Source organism: Micromonospora sp. NPDC020750, from assembly GCF_044334565.1.
GTDB lineage: Bacteria > Actinomycetota > Actinomycetes > Mycobacteriales > Micromonosporaceae > Micromonospora.
In genome coordinates this window covers 150,325-168,196 of sequence record NZ_JBIRTH010000003.1, presented here as the reverse complement: position 1 = coordinate 168,196, position 17,872 = coordinate 150,325, and the positions used below count along the sequence as shown (strand labels likewise).

Genomic DNA, 17,872 nt, shown 5'->3' with positions numbered 1-17,872 from the left:
CCGGAGAGGGGAGTCCGTTGGTGACTGCTGACCATGCGCACGCGGAGGGGGACGGGGCCGGTCCGGCGGCGTCCGGAAGCGTGCTCGACGAGATCCTGGCCGGTGTCCGAGAGGACGTCGCCCGGCGGCAGGAGCAGGTTCCGCTGGAGCGGATCCGCGAACTGGCCGCCGCCGCGCCCCCGCCGCTGGACGCGTACGCGGCCCTGCGCCGGCCCGGCGTGGCCGTGATCGCCGAGGTGAAGCGCTCGTCGCCGTCCAGGGGACAGCTGGCCGAGATCGCCGACCCGGCCGAGTTGGCCGCGGAGTACGCGGCCGGTGGCGCCCGGGCGATCAGCGTGCTCACCGAGGGGCGCTGGTTCGGCGGGTCGCTGGACGACCTGGCCGCCGTCCGGGCCGCGGTGAAGGTCCCCGTGCTGCGCAAGGACTTCGTGGTCTCCAGCTACCAGGTGCACGAGGCCCGCGCGCACGGCGCCGACCTGGTCCTGCTGATCGTCGCCGCGCTGGAGCAGAACGCACTGGTCGGGCTGCTGGAGCGGATCGAGTCCCTCGGGATGACCGGGCTGGTCGAGGTGCACACCGAGGAGGAGGCCGACCGGGCCATGGAGGCCGGTGCCCAGGTGATCGGGGTCAACGCCCGTGACCTGCGTACGCTGGAGGTCGACCGCTCGGTGTTCGAGCGGATCGCCCCCGGCCTGCCCAGCAACGTCGTCAAGATCGCCGAGTCCGGCGTGCGTGGCCCGCACGACCTGATCCGGTACGCCTCGGCCGGCGCCGACGCCGTGCTGGTCGGCGAGGGCCTGGTGACCCAGTCCAGCCCCCGCGACGCGGTGGCCGGACTGGTCAACGCCGGCAACCACCCGGCCACGCCCCGACCGGCGCGCTGACCCGCGCCCGGGGCGACAAGCAGCAGCGAGAGGACACCGCGATGAGCGCCGACGCCCCCGCCCCGCCCGGCCGGCTCCCCGACGCCGCCGGTCACTTCGGCCGGTTCGGCGGCCGGTTCGTCCCGGAGGCGCTCGTCGCGGCGCTCGACGAGCTGGACGCGGCGTACCGCAAGGCGATGGGCGACGAGGAGTTCCTCGCCGAGTTCGACGGGCTGCTGCGCGGCTACGCCGGCACCCCCTCGCTGCTCTACCCGGCCGAGCGGTTCTCCGCGAAGATCGGCGCCCGGGTGCTGCTCAAGCGGGAGGACCTCAACCACACCGGTGCGCACAAGGTGCGCAACGTGCTCGGCCAGGCGTTGCTGACCAAGCGGATGGGCAAGCGGCGGGTGATCGCCGAGACCGGCGCCGGCCAGCACGGCGTGGCCACCGCGACCGCCGCCGCCCTGTTCGACCTCGACTGCGTGGTCTACATGGGCGAGGTCGACACCCGGCGGCAGGCGCTCAACGTGGCCCGGATGCGGATGCTCGGCGCCACCGTCGTCCCGGTCACCACCGGCTCGCGCACCCTCAAGGACGCGATGAACGAGGCGATGCGGGACTGGGTCGCCAACGTCGACGACACCCACTACCTGATCGGCACCGCCGCGGGCCCGCACCCGTTCCCCGAGATGGTCCGGGACTTCGTCCGGGGCATCGGCGAGGAGGCCCGCCAGCAGTGCCTCGACCTGACCGGCGCGCTGCCGGACGCGGTCGCGGCCTGCGTCGGCGGCGGCTCCAACGCGCTGGGCATCTTCCACGCCTTCGTCGGCGACCCCGGCGTGCGGCTGTACGGCTTCGAGGCCGGCGGCGAGGGCATGGAGACCGGGCGGCACGCGGCCAGCATCACCGGCGGCTCCTCGGGGGTGCTGCACGGCACCCGCACGTACGTGCTCCAGGACTCCGACGGGCAGACGATCGAGTCGCACTCGATCTCGGCCGGCCTGGACTACCCGGGCGTCGGCCCGGAGCACGCGTGGCTGCACGACAGCGGCCGGGCGACGTACACGCCGGTGACCGATCGCGAGGCGATGGCCGCGTTCGAGCTGCTCTGCCGCACCGAGGGGATCATCCCGGCGATCGAGAGCGCGCACGCGCTCGCCGGCGCGCTGAAGATCGCCCCGGGGCTCGCCGCCGAGCTGGGCCGGGAGCCGGTCATCGTGGTCAACCTCTCCGGCCGGGGCGACAAGGACGTGCACACCGCCGGCGAGTACTTCGGCATCCTCGACAAGGAGCAGTGAGAACGTGAGCCGCATCGGGGTGGCGTTCGACAAGGCCCGCGCCGACGGGCGGGCCGTGCTGGTGGGCTGCATGCCGGCCGGGTTCCCCACGGTCGAGGGCAGCATCGCCGCGATGACCGCCATGGTCTCCGCGGGGGTGGATGTCATCGAGGTGGAGATCCCGTACTCCGACCCGGTGATGGACGGCCCGGTGATCCAGAAGGCCAGCGACATGGCACTGGCCGGCGGCGTCCGTGTCGCCGACACGCTGCGCATCGTCGAGGCGGTCGCGGCCACCGGCGCCCCGGTGGTCACCATGACCTACTGGAACCCGATCGAGCAGTACGGCGTCGACGCGTTCGCCCGGGACCTGGCCGCGGCCGGCGGCACGGGCCTGATCACCCCCGACCTGATCCCCGACGAGGCCGACGAGTGGCTGGCCGCCTCGGACGCGCACGGGCTGGACCGCACCTTCCTGGTCTCCCCGTCGTCCACCGACGCGCGGTTGAAGATGACCGTGGAGCACTGCCGGGGATTCGTCTACGCCACCGCGATCATGGGGGTCACGGGCGCCCGGACACAGACCTCCGACGCGGCCCCCGTCCTGGTCTCCCGGCTGCGCGAGGTCACCGACCTGCCGGTCGGCGTGGGGCTCGGCGTCGGCACCGGCGCGCAGGCCGGCACGGTCGCCGGGTACGCCGACGGGGTGATCGTCGGCAGCGCGCTGATCCGCTGCCTGCTCGACGCGCCCGACCCGGCCGCCGGCCTGGCCGCCCTGCGCGCCCTGAGCGCCGAACTCGCCGACGGGGTGCGCAACCCGCGTCGCTGACCCGACCGGGGTGCCGCTACGGCGGTGCACAGCGGTAGCGTGTGCACCCGTGACCCTCGCCTCGACGATTCCCCAGGCGGCCCTGCCGAGCCCCAGCACGGCCGTCTGGCAGCTCGGCCCGCTGCCGCTGCGGGCGTACGCGCTCTGCATCATCGCCGGCATCGTGGTGGCCTGCGTGGTCACCGAGCGGCGGCTGCGCCAGCGCGGCGTAGCCCCCGGCGCGGTCCTCGACATCGCCGTCTGGGCGGTGCCGACCGGCATCATCGGCGCCCGCATCTACCATGTGATCACCTCCCCGGAGAAGTACTTCGGCGCCGGCGGCGAGCCGCTCAAGGCGTTCGCCGTCTGGGAGGGCGGCCTGGGTATCTGGGGCGCGGTGGCAGGCGGGGCGCTCGGCGCCTGGATCGCCGCCCGCCAGCTCGGCATCCCGTTCACCGTGGTGGCCGACGCGCTCGCCCCGGGGCTGCCGCTGGCGCAGGCGGTGGGCCGGCTCGGCAACTGGTTCAACAACGAGCTCTACGGTGGCCTGACGACCCTGCCCTGGGGGCTGCGGGTGCACGACATGGACCCGAGCAACCCCGGCCACGCGAAGGTCGTCGACGGCGAGCCGGTGCTGCTTCCCGGGCTGTACCAACCGACCTTCCTCTACGAGGCGCTGTGGAACGTCGGCGTCGCCGCCCTGGTCCTCCTCCTCGACCGGAAGCTGCGCCTCGGCAAGGGGCGGGCATTCGCGCTCTACGTGATGGGCTACACCGCCGGCCGGTTCTGGATCGAGCTGATGCGCACCGACGAGGCCACCCACATCCTCGGCGTCCGGCTCAACGTCTTCACGTCCGCCCTGGTCTTCGTCGGCGCGCTGATCTACTTCCTGCGGGTCCGTGGTCCCCGGGAGTACCTGGTCCCGATCGGCGGGCCCACCCCCGCCCCGGCCGCCACCGGCGGCGACGTCTCCCAGGTCGACCTGTCCCAGCGCGGGGCCGGTGCGCAGGCGACCGCCCCGGAGGGGTACCGGGTGGTGGGCGAGGAGCAGTTCCGCGCGTACCGGGACACGGGCGTGGTACCCGACGGGCCCGACGCGGCCGCGGACGACGACACGCCGGGCCCCGCCGGGCCCGACGCGGCCGTGGATGACGACGACGCGCCGGGCCCCGTGGCAACCGGGGACGACGCGCCGGACGACCGCGAGGCGGGCGACGGGCCGGCGGGCGACGAGCGGGCCGGCACGACCGGCCCGCGCGCCACCGACCGGGAGAGCTGAGCGGGGGAGGGGCGGCATGCGTACGGCGGTGGTGGTCGGGGCCGGGATCGGCGGCCTCGCGGTCGCCGGCGCGCTCGCCCGGTCCGGGTGGCAGGTCACCCTTCTGGAGCGCGCCGACCGGGTCCGCCCGGATCCGGCGGCTGTCGTGCTCTGGCCCAACGGGGTACGCGCGCTGCGCGCCCTCGGCCTCGGCGCGGGCCTGGACGCGATCGCCACCCCGCTGCCCGACGGCGGGATACGCCGGCCCGACGGGCACTGGCTGGTGCAGCCCCGCCCCACCCCGGCCGACCGGATGCCGGTGGTGGTGCACCAGGAGGATCTGCACGACACGCTGATCGCGGGCCTCGGCGAGCGGGTGGAGCTGCGCACCGGCGTGACGGTGCGCACGGTCCGGGCCGCTCCTGGTGAGCGGCCCTCGGTCGGCGATGGCCGGCAGCGCTTCGAGGCCGACCTGGTGGTCGGGGCGGACGGCACCGACAGCGAGATCCGCCGGCAGCTGGCCCCCGAGGCGGGGGTGGTCAGCTCCGGCTGCGCCGCGTGGCGGGCGGTCATCCCCTGGTACCGGGCGCCCCGGCTTCCGGCGGACCAGCCGGCCGGCGGGGAGACCCTGGGTGCCGGGTACCGGTTCGTGGCCGCCTCGCTGGGCGAGCGTGGCTCGTCCGGCGGGTCGAGCCGGGGCGGCATCTACTGGGTGGCCACCGCGGCCGGCGCGCCCCGGCCGGAGTCCCCGGAGACCCAGCTCGCGCTGCTCCGCCGCTGGTACGCCGGCTGGCCCGCCCCGATCGGCGAGCTGCTCGACGCCACCGACCCGGCCGACGTGGTCCAGCAGGAGATCCGCGAGCTGCGCCCGCTGCCCCGCGCCTACGGTTTCCCGGCCGGGCCGGGCGGGGTGGTGCTGCTGGGCGACGCCGCCCACGCCATGCCCCCGCACCTGGGCCAGGGCGCCTGCCTGGCCTTCGAGGATGCCGCCACCCTCGCCTCGCTGCTGCGCGAGGCCCGCCTCCCGGACGCCGTCGCCACCTACGACCGGCTGCGCCGGCCCCGGGCGGCGATCGTGGTCCGGCAGACCCGGCGGATGTCGGCGGTGCTCCAGGCCCGGGGCCGGCTCGCCCTGCGGGCCCGGGACGCCGCCCTGGGCACCATCAGCCCCCGCCTGCTCTCCACCGCGGCCTCCGTCGCCGCCCAGTGGCGCCCCCCGTCCTGACCAGCTCGGCTCACCCGTCCTGAGCAGCTCGGCTCACCCGTCCTGAGCAGCTCGGCTCACCCGTCTTGACCAGCTCGGCTCATGCGTCCTGAGTAGCTCGGCTCACCCGGTCGGCCGGGCCCGTTCCGGTCGGCCGGCGGGTGCCGGGGGGACCGGGCGGCGGGGTGCGCTCAGATGAGCGCGGCGGGCTCCGCGATGCAGGCGGTGCCGACCCGGCGGAAGCCGACCCGGACGTAGACCCGGGCGATCTCCTCGCTGCCGGCGGAGAGGAACACCAGGTCGGTGCCGGCGGCGCGTAACGCCTGGGCGAGGGCGGCGGTGACCGCCGCGCCGAGGCCCCGGCGGCGGGCCGCCGGCAGGGTGGCGACCCCGGCGATCTCGGCCACCTCCCCGACCCGCATCGCCATCCCGCTGGCCAGTGGACCCTCGGCGGGCGTCCCGGCGAGCGCGGACAGCCGGCGGCCGTCGGCGACGCACGCCCGTTCCTCCTCCAGCGCCGCCACGTCCAGCTCGGTGACCGCGGCGTCCCGCTGCGCCGGGCCGGCCTCGCCCCGGGCGGTGCCGGCGGCGGAGAACCCGACCGCGGCGACCGCCCGGCGGGCGGCCACGTCGGCGGCGAAGCCGGGCGCGGTGGGGTCCAGCAGCCGCACCGGTACGTCGGTGAACTCCTCGGGAACGGCCAGCGCGGCCGGGTCGAGCGTCATCAGCGGGGCCTCCAGCACGGCCAGCCCCGCCGAGCGGGCCACCGCCAGCAGCTCCGGGCTGCGCTCGTGCACCCACTCGAACGCCTCCGGTATGCCGAGCTCCCGCTGCCGTTCCCGTACGGCGGTCACGTCGGCCAGCGAGGGCGGCTCGGTGGCGTCCAGGCGGGGGCGGGCGTAGAACGGCCAACCCGCCCCTTCCCGGACGAACAGCACCAGGGGGCCGTATTCCTCGGCCCGGGCGCCGTCCCGGGGCACCGCGTCGTAGAAGTGCTCGAGCCGGTCGAACGTCGTAGTCGTCTCAGTGCGTACGTGATCCACCGCGCGAGACTATCGTTCCCAGCATCTGGAAGTGTGATCAATCTGAACTGGCCTTGCGCCGCAACCCCTAACGTAGACTCAATAAACCCATAAGGGCCGACGTCGTCCCGACCATGATCCACCTGAGTGACGACAGGAGGCCCGGTGGCCTTTCCGTACCCTCCCAGCCAGCAGTCGGCCCCGCGCGCGACCGGGCTCTACGATCCCGCGCACGAGCACGACGCGTGCGGGGTGGCCTTCGTGGCGGACCTCTACGGCCGGCGCTCCCACGCGGTCGTGGCCAACGGCCTCGGTGCCCTGCTTCGGCTGGACCACCGGGGCGCCCGGGGCGCGGAGCACAACACCGGCGACGGCGCCGGCATCATGATCCAGGTGCCGGACGCGTATCTGCGCGCCGTGGTCGACTTCCCGCTGCCGCCGGCCGGCGAGTACGCCACCGGCCTGGTCTTCCTGCCGACCGATGACGCCGGCGAGGCCCGCGCCCGCCGGGTGCTCGAGAAGTACGCCCTGGTCGAGGGCGCGGAGATCCTGGGCTGGCGGGACGTGCCGACCGACCCGAGCGGTCTCGGCGAGACCGCGCTCGCGGCGCTGCCCCGGGTCCGGCAGGTCTTCCTCGCCGCGCGCCGGCTCACCGACACCCCGGCCGGCCCGGCCGGCTCCCCGCTGTCCGGCCTCGACCTGGACCGGGTGGCCTTCTGCGTGCGTAAGCAGTCCGAGCGGGAGACCGCCGAGCGGGGCGTGCCGGCGTACTTCCCGTCGCTGTCCGGCCGGACCATGGTGTTCAAGGGGATGCTCACCCCCGACCAGCTTCCCGAGTTCTTCCCCGACTTGACCGACGAGCGGGTCGACAGCGCCATCGCGCTGGTGCACTCCCGGTTCTCCACCAACACGTTCCCGTCCTGGCCGCTGGCCCACCCGTACCGGATCATCGCCCACAACGGCGAGATCAACACGATCCGCGGCAACCGGAACTGGATGCAGGCCCGCGAGGCGCTGCTGCGCAGTCCGAACATCCCCGGCAACATTCGCCGGGTCTTCCCGGTCTGCACCCCCGCCGCCTCCGACTCGGCGAACTTCGACGAGGTCCTGGAGCTGCTGCACCTGGCCGGGCGCAGCCTGCCGCACGCGGTGCTGATGATGATCCCCGAGGCGTGGGAGAACGACCCGGACATGCGCGCCGACAAGCGCGCCTTCTACCGGTTCCACGCCAGCCTGATGGAGCCGTGGGACGGGCCTGCGTCGGTCGCGTTCACCGACGGCGAGATCGTCGGGGCGGTGCTGGACCGCAACGGCCTGCGCCCGGGCCGCTGGTGGCGCACCGCCGACGGGCTGGTGGTGCTCGGCAGCGAGGCCGGCGTGCTCGACCTCGACCCGGCTACCGTGGTCGCCAAGGGGCGGCTCCAGCCGGGCAGGATGTTCCTGGTCGACACCGTCGCCGGCCGGATCGTCTCCGACGACGAGATCAAAGCGGAACTGGCCGCCGCGCAGCCGTACGACGAGTGGCTGCACGCCGGGCTGATCGACCTGACCGACCTGCCGCCGCGCGAGCACACCGTCTACACCCACGACTCGGTGCGCCGCCGCCAGCAGACCTTCGGGTACACGGAGGAGGAGCTGAAGATCCTCCTCGCGCCGATGGCCCGCACCGGTGCCGAGCCGCTCGGCTCGATGGGCACCGACACCCCGATCGCCCCGTTGTCCACCCGGCCCCGGCTGCTCTACGACTACTTCCACCAGCTCTTCGCCCAGGTCACGAACCCGCCCCTGGACGCCATCCGCGAGGAGTTGGTGACCAGCCTCCAGCACACCATCGGCGCGGAGGGCAACCTGCTCGACCCCGGCGCGGCGAGCTGCCGGCAGATCGTGCTGCCGCACCCGGTGATCGACAACGACGAGCTGGCCAAGATCCTCTCCATCGACGAGGACGGCGACCTGCCCGGCTTCAAGGCCGTGCGGGTCTCCGGGCTGTACCGGGTCCGCGACGGCGGGCCCGGCATCAAGGCCCGGCTCATCGAGATCTGCCGGCACGTCTCCGAGGCGATCGAGGACGGCGTGCGCATCCTGGTGCTCTCCGACCGGGACTCCAACGCCGATCTCGCCCCGATCCCGTCGCTGCTGCTCACCGCCGCCGTGCACCAGCACCTGGTCCGCGAGCAGACCCGCACCCAGGTGGCCCTGATCGTCGAGTCCGGCGACTGCCGCGAGGTGCACCACGCGGCCGTGCTGATCGGGTACGGCGCCGCGGCCGTCAACCCTTACCTGGCCTTCGAGTCGGTGGAGGACATGATCGCCACCGGCGCGCTGGTCGGGGTGGACCCGGCGAAGGCGGTGCGCAACTACGTCAAGGGGCTCGGCAAGGGCGTCCTGAAGATCATGTCGAAGATGGGCATCTCGACCGTCTCGTCGTACTGCGGGGCGCAGGTGTTCGAGGCCGTCGGCCTGGACACCCGCTTCGTCCAGCGGTACTTCCGGGGCACCCCGAGCACCATCGGCGGCGTCGGGCTGGACGGCATCCACGCCGAGGTGGCCGCCCGGCACTCGCTGGCCTGGCCGCCGCCGGGCGCCGTGGCGTCCGACCGGCTGGAGGTCGGCGGCGAGTACCAGTGGCGCCGCGAGGGCGAGCTGCACCTGTTCAACCCGGAGACGGTCTTCCTGCTCCAGCACGCCACCCGCAGCCGGCAGTACGACGTGTTCCGCCAGTACACGGCGAAGGTCGACGAGCTGGCCGCGAAGGCCGGCTCGCTGCGTGGCCTGTTCACCCTGCGCACCGGGGTCCACCCGCCGGTGCCGCTGGACGAGGTCGAGCCGGCCACCGAGATCGTCAAGCGGTTCGCCACCGGCGCCATGTCGTACGGGTCCATCTCGGCCGAGGCGCACGAGACCCTCGCCATCGCCATGAACCGCCTCGGCGGCAAGTCCAACACCGGCGAGGGCGGCGAGGACGCCGAGCGCCTGCACGACCCGCAGCGTCGCTCCGCGGTGAAGCAGATCGCCAGCGGCCGGTTCGGCGTGACCAGCGAATACCTGGTCAACGCCGACGACCTCCAGATCAAGATGGCCCAGGGGGCGAAGCCCGGCGAGGGTGGACAGCTCCCCGGCAACAAGGTCTGGCCGTGGATCGCCCGGACCCGGCACGCCACCCCGGGCGTCGGTCTGATCTCCCCGCCGCCGCACCACGACATCTACTCGATCGAGGATCTGGCCCAGCTCGTCCACGACCTCAAGTGCGTCAACCCGGCTGCCCGGGTGCACGTCAAGCTGGTCAGCGAGGTGGGCGTCGGCACGGTCGCGGCCGGCGTGGCCAAGCTCAAGGCCGACGTCATCCTGATCTCCGGCCACGACGGCGGCACCGGGGCGTCCCCGCTGAACTCGCTCAAGCACGCCGGCACCCCGTGGGAGCTGGGGCTGGCCGAGGCGCAGCAGACCCTGCTGCTCAACAAGCTCCGCGACCGGGTCACCGTGCAGGTCGACGGCCAGCTCAAGACCGGCCGGGACGTGCTGGTCGCGGCGCTGCTCGGTGCCGAGGAGTTCGGCTTCGCCACCGCCCCGCTGATCGTCGAGGGCTGCGTGATGATGCGGGTCTGCCACCTGGACACCTGCCCGGTCGGCATCGCCACCCAGAACCCGGTGCTGCGCGAGCGGTTCACCGGCAAGCCGGAGTTCGTGGAGAACTTCTTCCTCTTCCTCGCCGAGGAGGTCCGGGGATACCTCGCCGAGTTGGGCCTACGCACCATCGAGGAGGCCATCGGCCACGCCGAGCTGCTCGACGTCGTCGACGCCATCGACCACTGGAAGGCCCGGGACCTCGACCTCGGCCGCGTCCTGTACCTGCCGGAGCTGCCGGCCGGCGCGGCCCGGCGCGGCGTGCGGGCCCAGGACCACGGCCTGGAGCTGGCGCTGGACAACGAGCTGATCGCCCTCGCCGGGCCGGCGCTCACCGACGGCACGCCGGTGCGGGTCGAGGTGGCGGTGCGCAACGAGCACCGCAGCGTCGGCGCGATGCTCGGCGGCGAGGTCACCCGCCGCTTCGGCGGGGCCGGCTTGCCCGCCGACACCGTCGAGTTCCTGCTGCGCGGCACCGCCGGGCAGTCGTTCGGCGCGTTCCTGCCCAGCGGGGTCACCCTGCGCCTGCACGGCGACGCCAACGACTACGTCGCCAAGGGCCTGTCCGGCGGCCGGATCGTCGTCCGCCCGGACGCCGCGGCTCCGTTCGTCGAGGGCGAGGCCACGCCGGGCGAGCGCGCCGAGGACCAGATCATCGCCGGCAACACCATCCTGTACGGGGCCACCGCGGGCGAGGTCTTCCTGCGCGGCCGGGTCGGCGAGCGGTTCGCGGTGCGCAACTCCGGCGCGGTGGCGGTCGTCGAGGGCGTCGGCGACCACGGCTGCGAGTACATGACCGGCGGCACGGTGGTGGTGCTCGGCGAGACCGGGCGCAACTTCGCCGCAGGCATGTCCGGCGGCACCGCGTTCGTCTGGAACCTCGACCGGCGCCGGATCAACAGGGAGCTGGTCGAACTGTCGCCGCTGCGCGACGAGGAACGGGACCGGCTGCACGAGCTGGTGCACCGGCACTTCGCCGAGACCGGCTCGGCGGTCGCCGAGGCGCTGCTGAAGCGCTGGCCGGAGGCGGTGGAGGAGTTCACCGCCGTGGTGCCCCGGGACTACCGCCGGGTGCTGGAGATCATGCGGGCCGCCGAAGCCGCCGGCCGTGACGTCGACGACGCGGTGATGAGCGCACTGGCGGCGACAGCCGCCCCAGCGGCGCCGTCGGCGCCAACCGATGCGTCCATGCCGCCTGCCCCGCGGGCGGTCGCCCAGGAGGTGGCCCGTGCCTGACCCGAACGGTTTCCTGCGTTACAACCGGCGGCTGCCCGTGCGCCGCCCGGTGCCGGTGCGGATCAGCGACTGGCGGGAGGTGTACCCGCCGGCCGGCGAGGACCTCGTCCGCGAGCAGGCCACCCGGTGCATGGACTGCGGCATCCCGTTCTGCCACGACGGCTGCCCGCTGGGCAACCGCATCCCGGACTGGAACGACCTGGTCCGGACCGGTAGCTGGGACGCGGCGGTGGAGTCGCTGCACGCCACCAACAACTTCCCCGAGTTCACCGGCCGGCTCTGTCCGGCCCCGTGCGAGGCCGCCTGCGTCCTCGGCATCGGTGGCGGCGATCCGGTCACCATCAAGCAGGTCGAGGTGGAGATCGCCGACGCGGCGGTGACCCGGGGCGGGCTGGCACCCCGCCCGCCGGCGGCCCCGACCGGCCGGTCGGTCGCCGTGGTCGGCTCCGGTCCGGCCGGCCTGGCCGCCGCCCAGCAGCTCGCCCGCGCCGGCCACGCCGTGACGGTGTACGAGCGTGACGACGCGATCGGCGGCCTGCTCCGGTACGGCATCCCCGACTTCAAGCTGGAGAAGCAGCACATCGACCGGCGGCAGGCCCAGCTGGCGGCCGAGGGCGTGCGGTTCCGCACCGGGGTGAACGTCGGCGTCGACGTGACCGCCGAACAGCTACGCGAGGCGCACGACGCGGTGCTGCTCGCCTGCGGCGCGCTCCAGGGCCGGGACACCCCCGAGACCCCGGGGCGGGAACTGCGCGGCGTGCACCAGGCGATGACGCACCTGGTCGCGGCGAACCGGGTGGTCGCGGCGGCCGGCGAGGGCAAGGCGGCGCTCGCCGTGCTGCCCGACGGCACCCCGATCGACGCGGCCGGCAAGCATGTGGTGATCATCGGCGGCGGCGACACCGCCGCGGACTGCCTCGGCGTGGCCCATCGCCAGGGCACGGCCGGGGTGCACCAGCTCGACCTGTACCCGGAGCCGCCGCACTCCCGCGACGCCGACCGGGACCCGTGGCCGACCTGGCCGTGGCTGCTGCGCAACTACCCCGCCCACGAGGAGGGCGGCGACCGGGTGTTCGCCGCCGCCGTGCAGGAGTTCGTCGACGACGGCACCGGCCAGGTACGGGCGGTGCGGATCGCCGAGGTGACCGTCGAGAAGCGCGACGGCCGGCGGATCGTCACCCCGCTGCCCGGCTCGGAGCGGGAGCTTCCGGCGGATCTGGTGCTGCTGGCGATCGGCTTCGAGGGCACCGAGCGACAGCCGTTGCTGGAGCAGTTCGGGGTGGCCCGCAACGGCCGGGGAGCGATCGACGCCCGGCCGGACTGGCAGACCGAGGCCGACGGCGTCTTCGTCGCCGGCGACATGCACCGGGGCGCCTCGTTGATCGTCTGGGCGATCGCCGAGGGGCGCGCGGCGGCCGCCGCGATCCACGCGTACCTCGGCGGGGTGGGTGAGCTGCCCGCCCCGGTCGACCCCGCGCGGCAGCCCCTGGCCGCCCGCTGACCCGCGGAACCCCGTACGGCCGGCGGCCCGGGACCTCATGTCCCGGGCCGCCGGCCGTGTCCCCGCCCGCCCGGCCCGGGGCGCCCGTAGCCGGCTGGCACGGGTCCACCCGCGGGGTACCGGCTCTTCACCCGCTGCCGGTTGCTCACGCGCTGCTGGCTGTTCACGCGATGCCGGTTGCTCACGCGCTGCTGGCCCTTCACGCGGTGCGGGTTGCTCTCGCGGTGCCGGTTGCTCACGCGGTGCCTGCCCCATGTGGTGTCTGCCCCATGCGGTGTTGGGGCCTCATTCGGTGCTGGGGCCTCATGCGTCTTCCTGGATCCGCGGTGGCGCCTATGGAGCTGCCCCGTTCGTGCGCCCAGGGCCGGCGTGGCGGCCCGATGCGGCCTGCGGGTCGGCAGGTTGCAGATCGGTAGCCGGGCAGGGACGGGGTTCGCGCAGGGACGGCCGTTCCGCCGTGGTGGGGACGGGGGTGGCGCAGGGACGGCCGTTCCGCCGTGGTGGGTCTCCTGGCGACCGTCCCGCCCACCGGTAGCGTGGACGGGGCAGCTCCAAAGGGCTCCGCGTCGGGTCGTCCGTCTCGGGCCTGTCCCGCCGATCCTGTAGTGGGCGGTCATCGACGACCTGCCGGTTGAGCCCGGCGCGTCGGCTCGAGGCCGGCCTGGCCCGGGCGCCTGTACCCGGCAGCGCCTGTGCCCGGCAGCGGGCATGCCTGGCACAGACGGGCTCGCCGAATCGACGGTCGGCCGCCGGCCGCCGGCCGCCGGAAACCGGAAACCGCTACGGTCACGGGCCGCGTTTCGAGCCGAATCCGCCGATGCCGTGGCAGATCAGGTGCGCTCCCGGCCGGCGGACCCGGCATGAGTGGTCTGCGCAGTGGGCTGCCTCTCGGGCCGGTGGTCGAGGGCCTTACCGTCGATGGATCGAACGGCGGTGAGCAGCGCGTCGAGCGGGCGAGGCAGGGCATCCCGGCCAACCGCCGCCTCGACGAGCAGCCGCGCGTAGCGCAGCTTGCGGCGCGAGCCGCTGCCCAGGAACCGCCGCATCTGCGCTTCGGGCTCCCTGCCGCGCCAGGCGGGCTGGCTCTGCAACGAGCGGAACGACCCGAGGTCGCCCTGCGAGCCGAAGAGTGCCTCGACCTCTGCGGCGCCCACGGCGCGGATCAGCTCGTCCTCAAGATCGTCGACGCAGACGTAGAACCCGAGGTGCTCCATGTCGGTGCGCGTGCGGGGTGGACCGGCCCGGGCCGCGTCCAGTCCGCGCCGGAATATCTCCTCCTCGTGCAGGTCGCACAGGCCGGCAAGCCGCACCCGGGGGCCCAGCGGGCCCAACCTCGTCAGGAAACGGCCGATCGCGTGCGCCCCGCCGATCGGCACGATCACGACTCGCTCCGCCTCGAGGTCCCGGCCGCGGCCCACTGCGGCCGTTTCCAGGGCGATCTGGTCGCTGATGCCCTCGACGAGCACCACGGCCACGGCGTTGTCGACCTTCGCCAGGGCGCGGGCCGTCGCCTGGACCGGGGCGGCGGGGCCACTCACGTAGCCATCGAGCGCCCTGCGGGCAAGCTCACGGCGATTGGCGACATCCATGGCGGTTCCCCGGTCATCTGGCTGGCTGGGCTGCTGGCCTGTGCGTCCGCCGACCCGCTCGCGCAACAGGTCCGCGTGACCCGTGTGGCGGGCGTACCCATGAATCATCATCGGCGCTGCGCGAGACGGCCGACAAGCGATTAACGGCACCCGCACTCATGGTCGGGCGGCCGGGCGGCGGGCCGGTCAGACACTGCCGTCGGCGAGCATCTCCTCGAGCTCGGCGTACCCCTCGTTGACCCCGACCTCCATGCCGCTGGCGAGCCACGCGTCACGGCTCTCAAAACTGTCCACGAGGGACTGTGCGCGTAGCCGGACACGCGTGACGCAGGCGGGGCAGCTCAGAAGGGCGGCAGCCGAACCGTTCATTCAGCCTTGTCGTGCTGACTCGGGCCGCCCGATCCACCGGACCGGCGGTTCTCGGGCACTACGAGGCGGCGGCATCGCGGCATCCTCGTCGTGCGATGCCGCGATGCCGCCGCCGTGGAGCGTCGATCGGTGCCGGCGCCCGTGCCCGGGTGCTGGGTCAGTGGGCGAGGAGGCGGTGGGACTCGCGGAGCCTGGCCCACGACTTCGGCTCGGCCGGCGCGGTGGCGGTGCGGGCGGCGGCCCCACCGGACAGCTCCGGGCGGCCCCTGCTGAACAGCCAGGTGGTGAACACCGCGTCCAGGTCCTGGCCGGAGACCTGCTCGGCGAGGGCCTGGAACTGCTCGACCGTGCCGTTGCCGTGCCGGTGGGCGGCGGTCCACTGCGGCAGGATCCGGAAGAAGGCGTCGTCGCCGACGGCCAGCCGGATCTGGTGCAGGGCCATCGCGCCCCGGTCGTAGACCGCGCCGTCGAAGACGTTGTCGGCGCCCGGGTCACCCGGTGGGACCTGCCAGAAGTCGTCGTCGGCCGGGTAGGTGGCGTAGGTGAAGTCGAACAGCTCCTGCGCCGTGCCCTCGCCCTGCTCCTCCGACCATAGCCACTCGGCGTACGAGGCGAAGCCCTCGTTGAGCCAGATGTGCCGCCAGTCCGCCACCGAGACCGAGGCGCCGAACCACTGGTGGGCGTTCTCGTGGACGATCACGTAGGTGTTCGACCCGCGCCGCCAGAAGCCCGGCCCGTACACCGGGCGGGTCTGCGTCTCCAGGGCGAAGCCGATTCCGTCGACCGGCCCGGCCACGCCGCCCTGCGCCTCGAACGGGTACGGCCCGAAGATCGTGCTGCCCCACTCGACGATCTCGGCGGTCCGTTCGATGCTGGCCCGCGCCGCGGGTGCGAGCGGGCCCAGCGTGGTGCTGTACGCGTTGACCACCGGCTGCCCGTTGGGAGCGGTGTCGGTGACGATGTCGTACTGCCCGACGGCCAGGAACGACTCGTACGTCGCGCCGGGGCTGGTGCTGCGCCAGCTCCACCGCATCCGGTTGCCCGCCTCGGCCAGCGGCGGGCGCGGCTGCACGCCGTTGCTGATGACCTCGACACCGGCCGGCACCGACACCGACACGTCCCAGTTCGCCTTGTCGAGGGGGTGGTCGTTGCTCGGGTACCACCACCAGGCCGACTCGGGCTCGTTGACGGCTAGTCCACCGTCAGACGTGCGGGTCCAGCCGCTGTAGCCGTTGACCCGGGTCGTCGACGGCACCCCGGCGTACTTCACCACGATGGTCAGGGACTGGCCCTTGACGATCGGCCGGGGCGCGGTGATCGCCAACTCGTGGACGCCCTCCCGGGCGAATTCGGCCGACCAGCCGTTGACCCGCACCGACTCGACGCCGAGCACGAAGTCCAGGTTGAACCGGGACAGGTCCTGGGTGGCCCGGGCCAGGATCGTGGTGGTGCCGCTGAGTTGGTCGGTGGCCGGCTCGTAGCGCAGCCGGATGTCGTAGTGGTCGACGTCGTAGCCGCCGTTGCCGTAGTCGGGGAAGTAGCTGTCGCCCAGGCCGGGACTGCCGGGGCTCGGCGCGGCGGGGGCGAGGGCCGGCCGGCCCCAGCCCGATCGGGCGGCGGCCTGGCCGGGGGCGCCGGTCACGGCCGTGCCGGCGGTGGTGACGGTCAGGGCGGCGATGGCCGCCGCGAGAACGCGTCGCACGAGGTGGACTCCCTCCGTCGGGGGTGTACGCACAACCAAGCTAATCGACGGATGTGAACATGTGTGTCCCGTGGGTGGGCTTCTCGGCCCGTCCGGACGAACCTGGCACCGTCCGGCTGTAGTTGACACCACCGGGGCACCTGTCCGAATTGACTTGGCAGCTACGCAGGGCCGCGCTGTTGCTCATGCCCCGTGGCTTCCGTTCGCTGTCCACCCCCGGGGCACTCCTCGGGCGGGGCGTAGGCACGAATGGTGCCGTTGTGCCGCGCAACTCTTCCGTCATCGGTGAGGGCTACGAGGCGTTTACAGGCGGGGCACCGGCCCCGCTGGTGCTGCGAGCGCTGAGTCACCTTGCCTCCCCGGGTAGGTCGTTGCACGTCTTCAGTTTCATCCACCGAGCCATGCCGCCATGGTCGCCGATCGAGGCTCGGAAGCGGGCTGACCACGGAAGGTGCCAGGTTCGGCCGGACGGGACACTTCTCGGCCCGTTCCATATATCTGGATGTTTCGATAGCATTACCCTCCGGTAACAACCACCAGCCTTGGCCACGCGCGCGGTTCCGAGGATCCACCACCCCTGTCCCGTGGAGGTTCTCCATGTTCCAACGCCCGCTGGCCCGCGCCCTGACCGCGCTGGTCGCCGTCCTCACCGCCGCCGTCGGGGCGGTGGCCGTCCCCGGCGCCGCCCAGGCTGCCGCAGCCGTCAACTACGTGGCCCTCGGCGACTCGTACTCCTCCGGCGTCGGAGCCGGCCCGTACGACCTGTCCACCTGCCTGCGCAGCGAGAAGTCGTACGCCCCGCTCTGGGCCGCCGCCCACCAGGTGACCAGCTTCAAGTTCCCGGCCTGCGGCGGCGCGGTCACCGCCGACGTCATCGACAGCCAGGTGAGCGCGCTGAGCACCGGCACCACCCTGGTCACCATCACCATCGGCGGCAACGACGCCGGCTTCGCCGACGTCATCACCAGCTGCCGGTTCGGCAGCACCAGCAACTGCACGGACGCGGTGAACGAGGCGAAGGCCTTCGCCACCGGCGAGCTGCCCGGCCGGCTCGACCGTACCTACGCCGCGATCCGCAACCGGGCCCCGAACGCCCGGCTGATCGTGCTCGGCTACCCGCGACTGTTCGAGACGGGCTCATGCGGGCTGCTCGCGATGAGCACCTACAAGCGCACCATCCTCAACGAGGCCGCCGACCTGCTCGCCTCGGTCACCGCCGGCCGGGCCGCCGCGGCCAGGGCCACCTTCGCCGACACCCGCCAGTACTTCGCCGGGCACGGCGTCTGCGCCGCCGCGCCGTGGATCCGCGACGTCAGCGGCGTCATCGAGGCGTACCACCCGAACGCCGACGGCTACCGCCACGGCTTCCTGCCGGCGTTGACCGCCGTCACCGGCTGACCCGGGCCAGCCCCGCGGCCG

11 protein-coding genes are annotated in these 17,872 nt (G+C 73.8%); 8 read left to right on the top strand and 3 right to left on the bottom strand.

All coding sequences use genetic code 11. The annotated features are described in order from the left end of the window. Positions 1–80 precede the first annotated feature (80 nt). The 5 genes from trpC to ACH4T9_RS10915 are packed head-to-tail and all read left to right on the top strand — an operon-like array spanning position 81 to position 5,431. Positions 81–884, top strand: a complete 804-nt coding sequence (trpC, locus tag ACH4T9_RS10935) for an indole-3-glycerol phosphate synthase TrpC (RefSeq protein ID WP_396671450.1) — start codon at positions 81–83, stop codon at positions 882–884. Between the two features lie 41 nt (positions 885–925). Continuing rightward, positions 926–2,161 (top strand): tryptophan synthase subunit beta, encoded by a 1,236-nt coding sequence (gene trpB, locus ACH4T9_RS10930; RefSeq protein ID WP_387023740.1) that lies wholly within the window; start codon positions 926–928, stop codon positions 2,159–2,161. Positions 2,162–2,165: 4 nt separating this feature from the next. Then, a complete protein-coding gene (gene trpA / locus ACH4T9_RS10925) occupies positions 2,166–2,969 on the top strand; it encodes a tryptophan synthase subunit alpha (RefSeq protein ID WP_396670901.1) in 804 nt (267 codons plus the stop codon). Between the two features lie 49 nt (positions 2,970–3,018). Further along, the gene (gene lgt, locus ACH4T9_RS10920) at positions 3,019–4,227 is read left to right on the top strand and encodes a prolipoprotein diacylglyceryl transferase (protein WP_396670900.1); all 1,209 of its coding nucleotides are present in this window, start codon (positions 3,019–3,021) and stop codon (positions 4,225–4,227) included. Positions 4,228–4,243: 16 nt separating this feature from the next. Further along, positions 4,244–5,431, top strand: a complete 1,188-nt coding sequence (locus ACH4T9_RS10915) for an FAD-dependent oxidoreductase (protein ID WP_396670899.1) — start codon at positions 4,244–4,246, stop codon at positions 5,429–5,431. 170 nt (positions 5,432–5,601) lie between these two features. Here ACH4T9_RS10915 and ACH4T9_RS10910 read toward each other — a convergent pair whose 3' ends face one another. Beyond that, complete coding sequence (locus ACH4T9_RS10910; protein ID WP_396670898.1) at positions 5,602–6,453, bottom strand: GNAT family N-acetyltransferase; 852 nt, start codon at positions 6,451–6,453, stop codon at positions 5,602–5,604. A 144-nt stretch (positions 6,454–6,597) separates the two neighbouring features. Between ACH4T9_RS10910 and gltB the strand changes: the two genes are divergently transcribed. Both gltB and ACH4T9_RS10900 read left to right on the top strand, forming a co-directional pair. Next, positions 6,598–11,292 (top strand): glutamate synthase large subunit, encoded by a 4,695-nt coding sequence (gene gltB, locus ACH4T9_RS10905; protein WP_396670897.1) that lies wholly within the window; start codon positions 6,598–6,600, stop codon positions 11,290–11,292. Beyond that, on the top strand, positions 11,285–12,793 hold the full coding sequence (locus tag ACH4T9_RS10900; RefSeq protein WP_396670896.1) for a glutamate synthase subunit beta: 1,509 nt from the start codon (positions 11,285–11,287) through the stop codon (positions 12,791–12,793). Before gltB ends, ACH4T9_RS10900 begins: the two co-directional genes overlap by 8 nt. 830 nt (positions 12,794–13,623) lie before the next feature. Here ACH4T9_RS10900 and ACH4T9_RS10895 read toward each other — a convergent pair. Continuing rightward, positions 13,624–14,382: a TOPRIM nucleotidyl transferase/hydrolase domain-containing protein gene (locus ACH4T9_RS10895; RefSeq protein ID WP_396670894.1), complete on the bottom strand. Its 759-nt coding sequence runs from the start codon at positions 14,380–14,382 to the stop codon at positions 13,624–13,626. A 526-nt stretch (positions 14,383–14,908) separates the two neighbouring features. After that, the gene (locus ACH4T9_RS10890; protein ID WP_396670893.1) at positions 14,909–16,453 is read right to left on the bottom strand and encodes a M1 family metallopeptidase; all 1,545 of its coding nucleotides are present in this window, start codon (positions 16,451–16,453) and stop codon (positions 14,909–14,911) included. Positions 16,454–17,050: 597 nt separating this feature from the next. Here ACH4T9_RS10890 and ACH4T9_RS10885 point away from each other — a divergent pair. Beyond that, positions 17,051–17,851 carry an SGNH/GDSL hydrolase family protein gene (locus ACH4T9_RS10885; RefSeq protein WP_396670891.1) on the top strand — a complete coding sequence of 267 codons (801 nt, stop codon included), beginning with the start codon at positions 17,051–17,053 and terminating at the stop codon, positions 17,849–17,851. The last annotated feature ends 21 nt before the right edge of the window (positions 17,852–17,872 follow it).

Coding starts and splice junctions, on each gene's coding strand:
- trpB (WP_387023740.1), top strand. CDS start 926: ATGAGCGCCGACGCCCCCGCCCCGCCCGGCCGGCTCCCCGACGCCGCC.
- ACH4T9_RS10885 (WP_396670891.1), top strand. CDS start 17,051: ATGTTCCAACGCCCGCTGGCCCGCGCCCTGACCGCGCTGGTCGCCGTC.
- ACH4T9_RS10895 (WP_396670894.1), bottom strand. CDS start 14,382: ATGGATGTCGCCAATCGCCGTGAGCTTGCCCGCAGGGCGCTCGATGGC.
- ACH4T9_RS10915 (WP_396670899.1), top strand. CDS start 4,244: ATGCGTACGGCGGTGGTGGTCGGGGCCGGGATCGGCGGCCTCGCGGTC.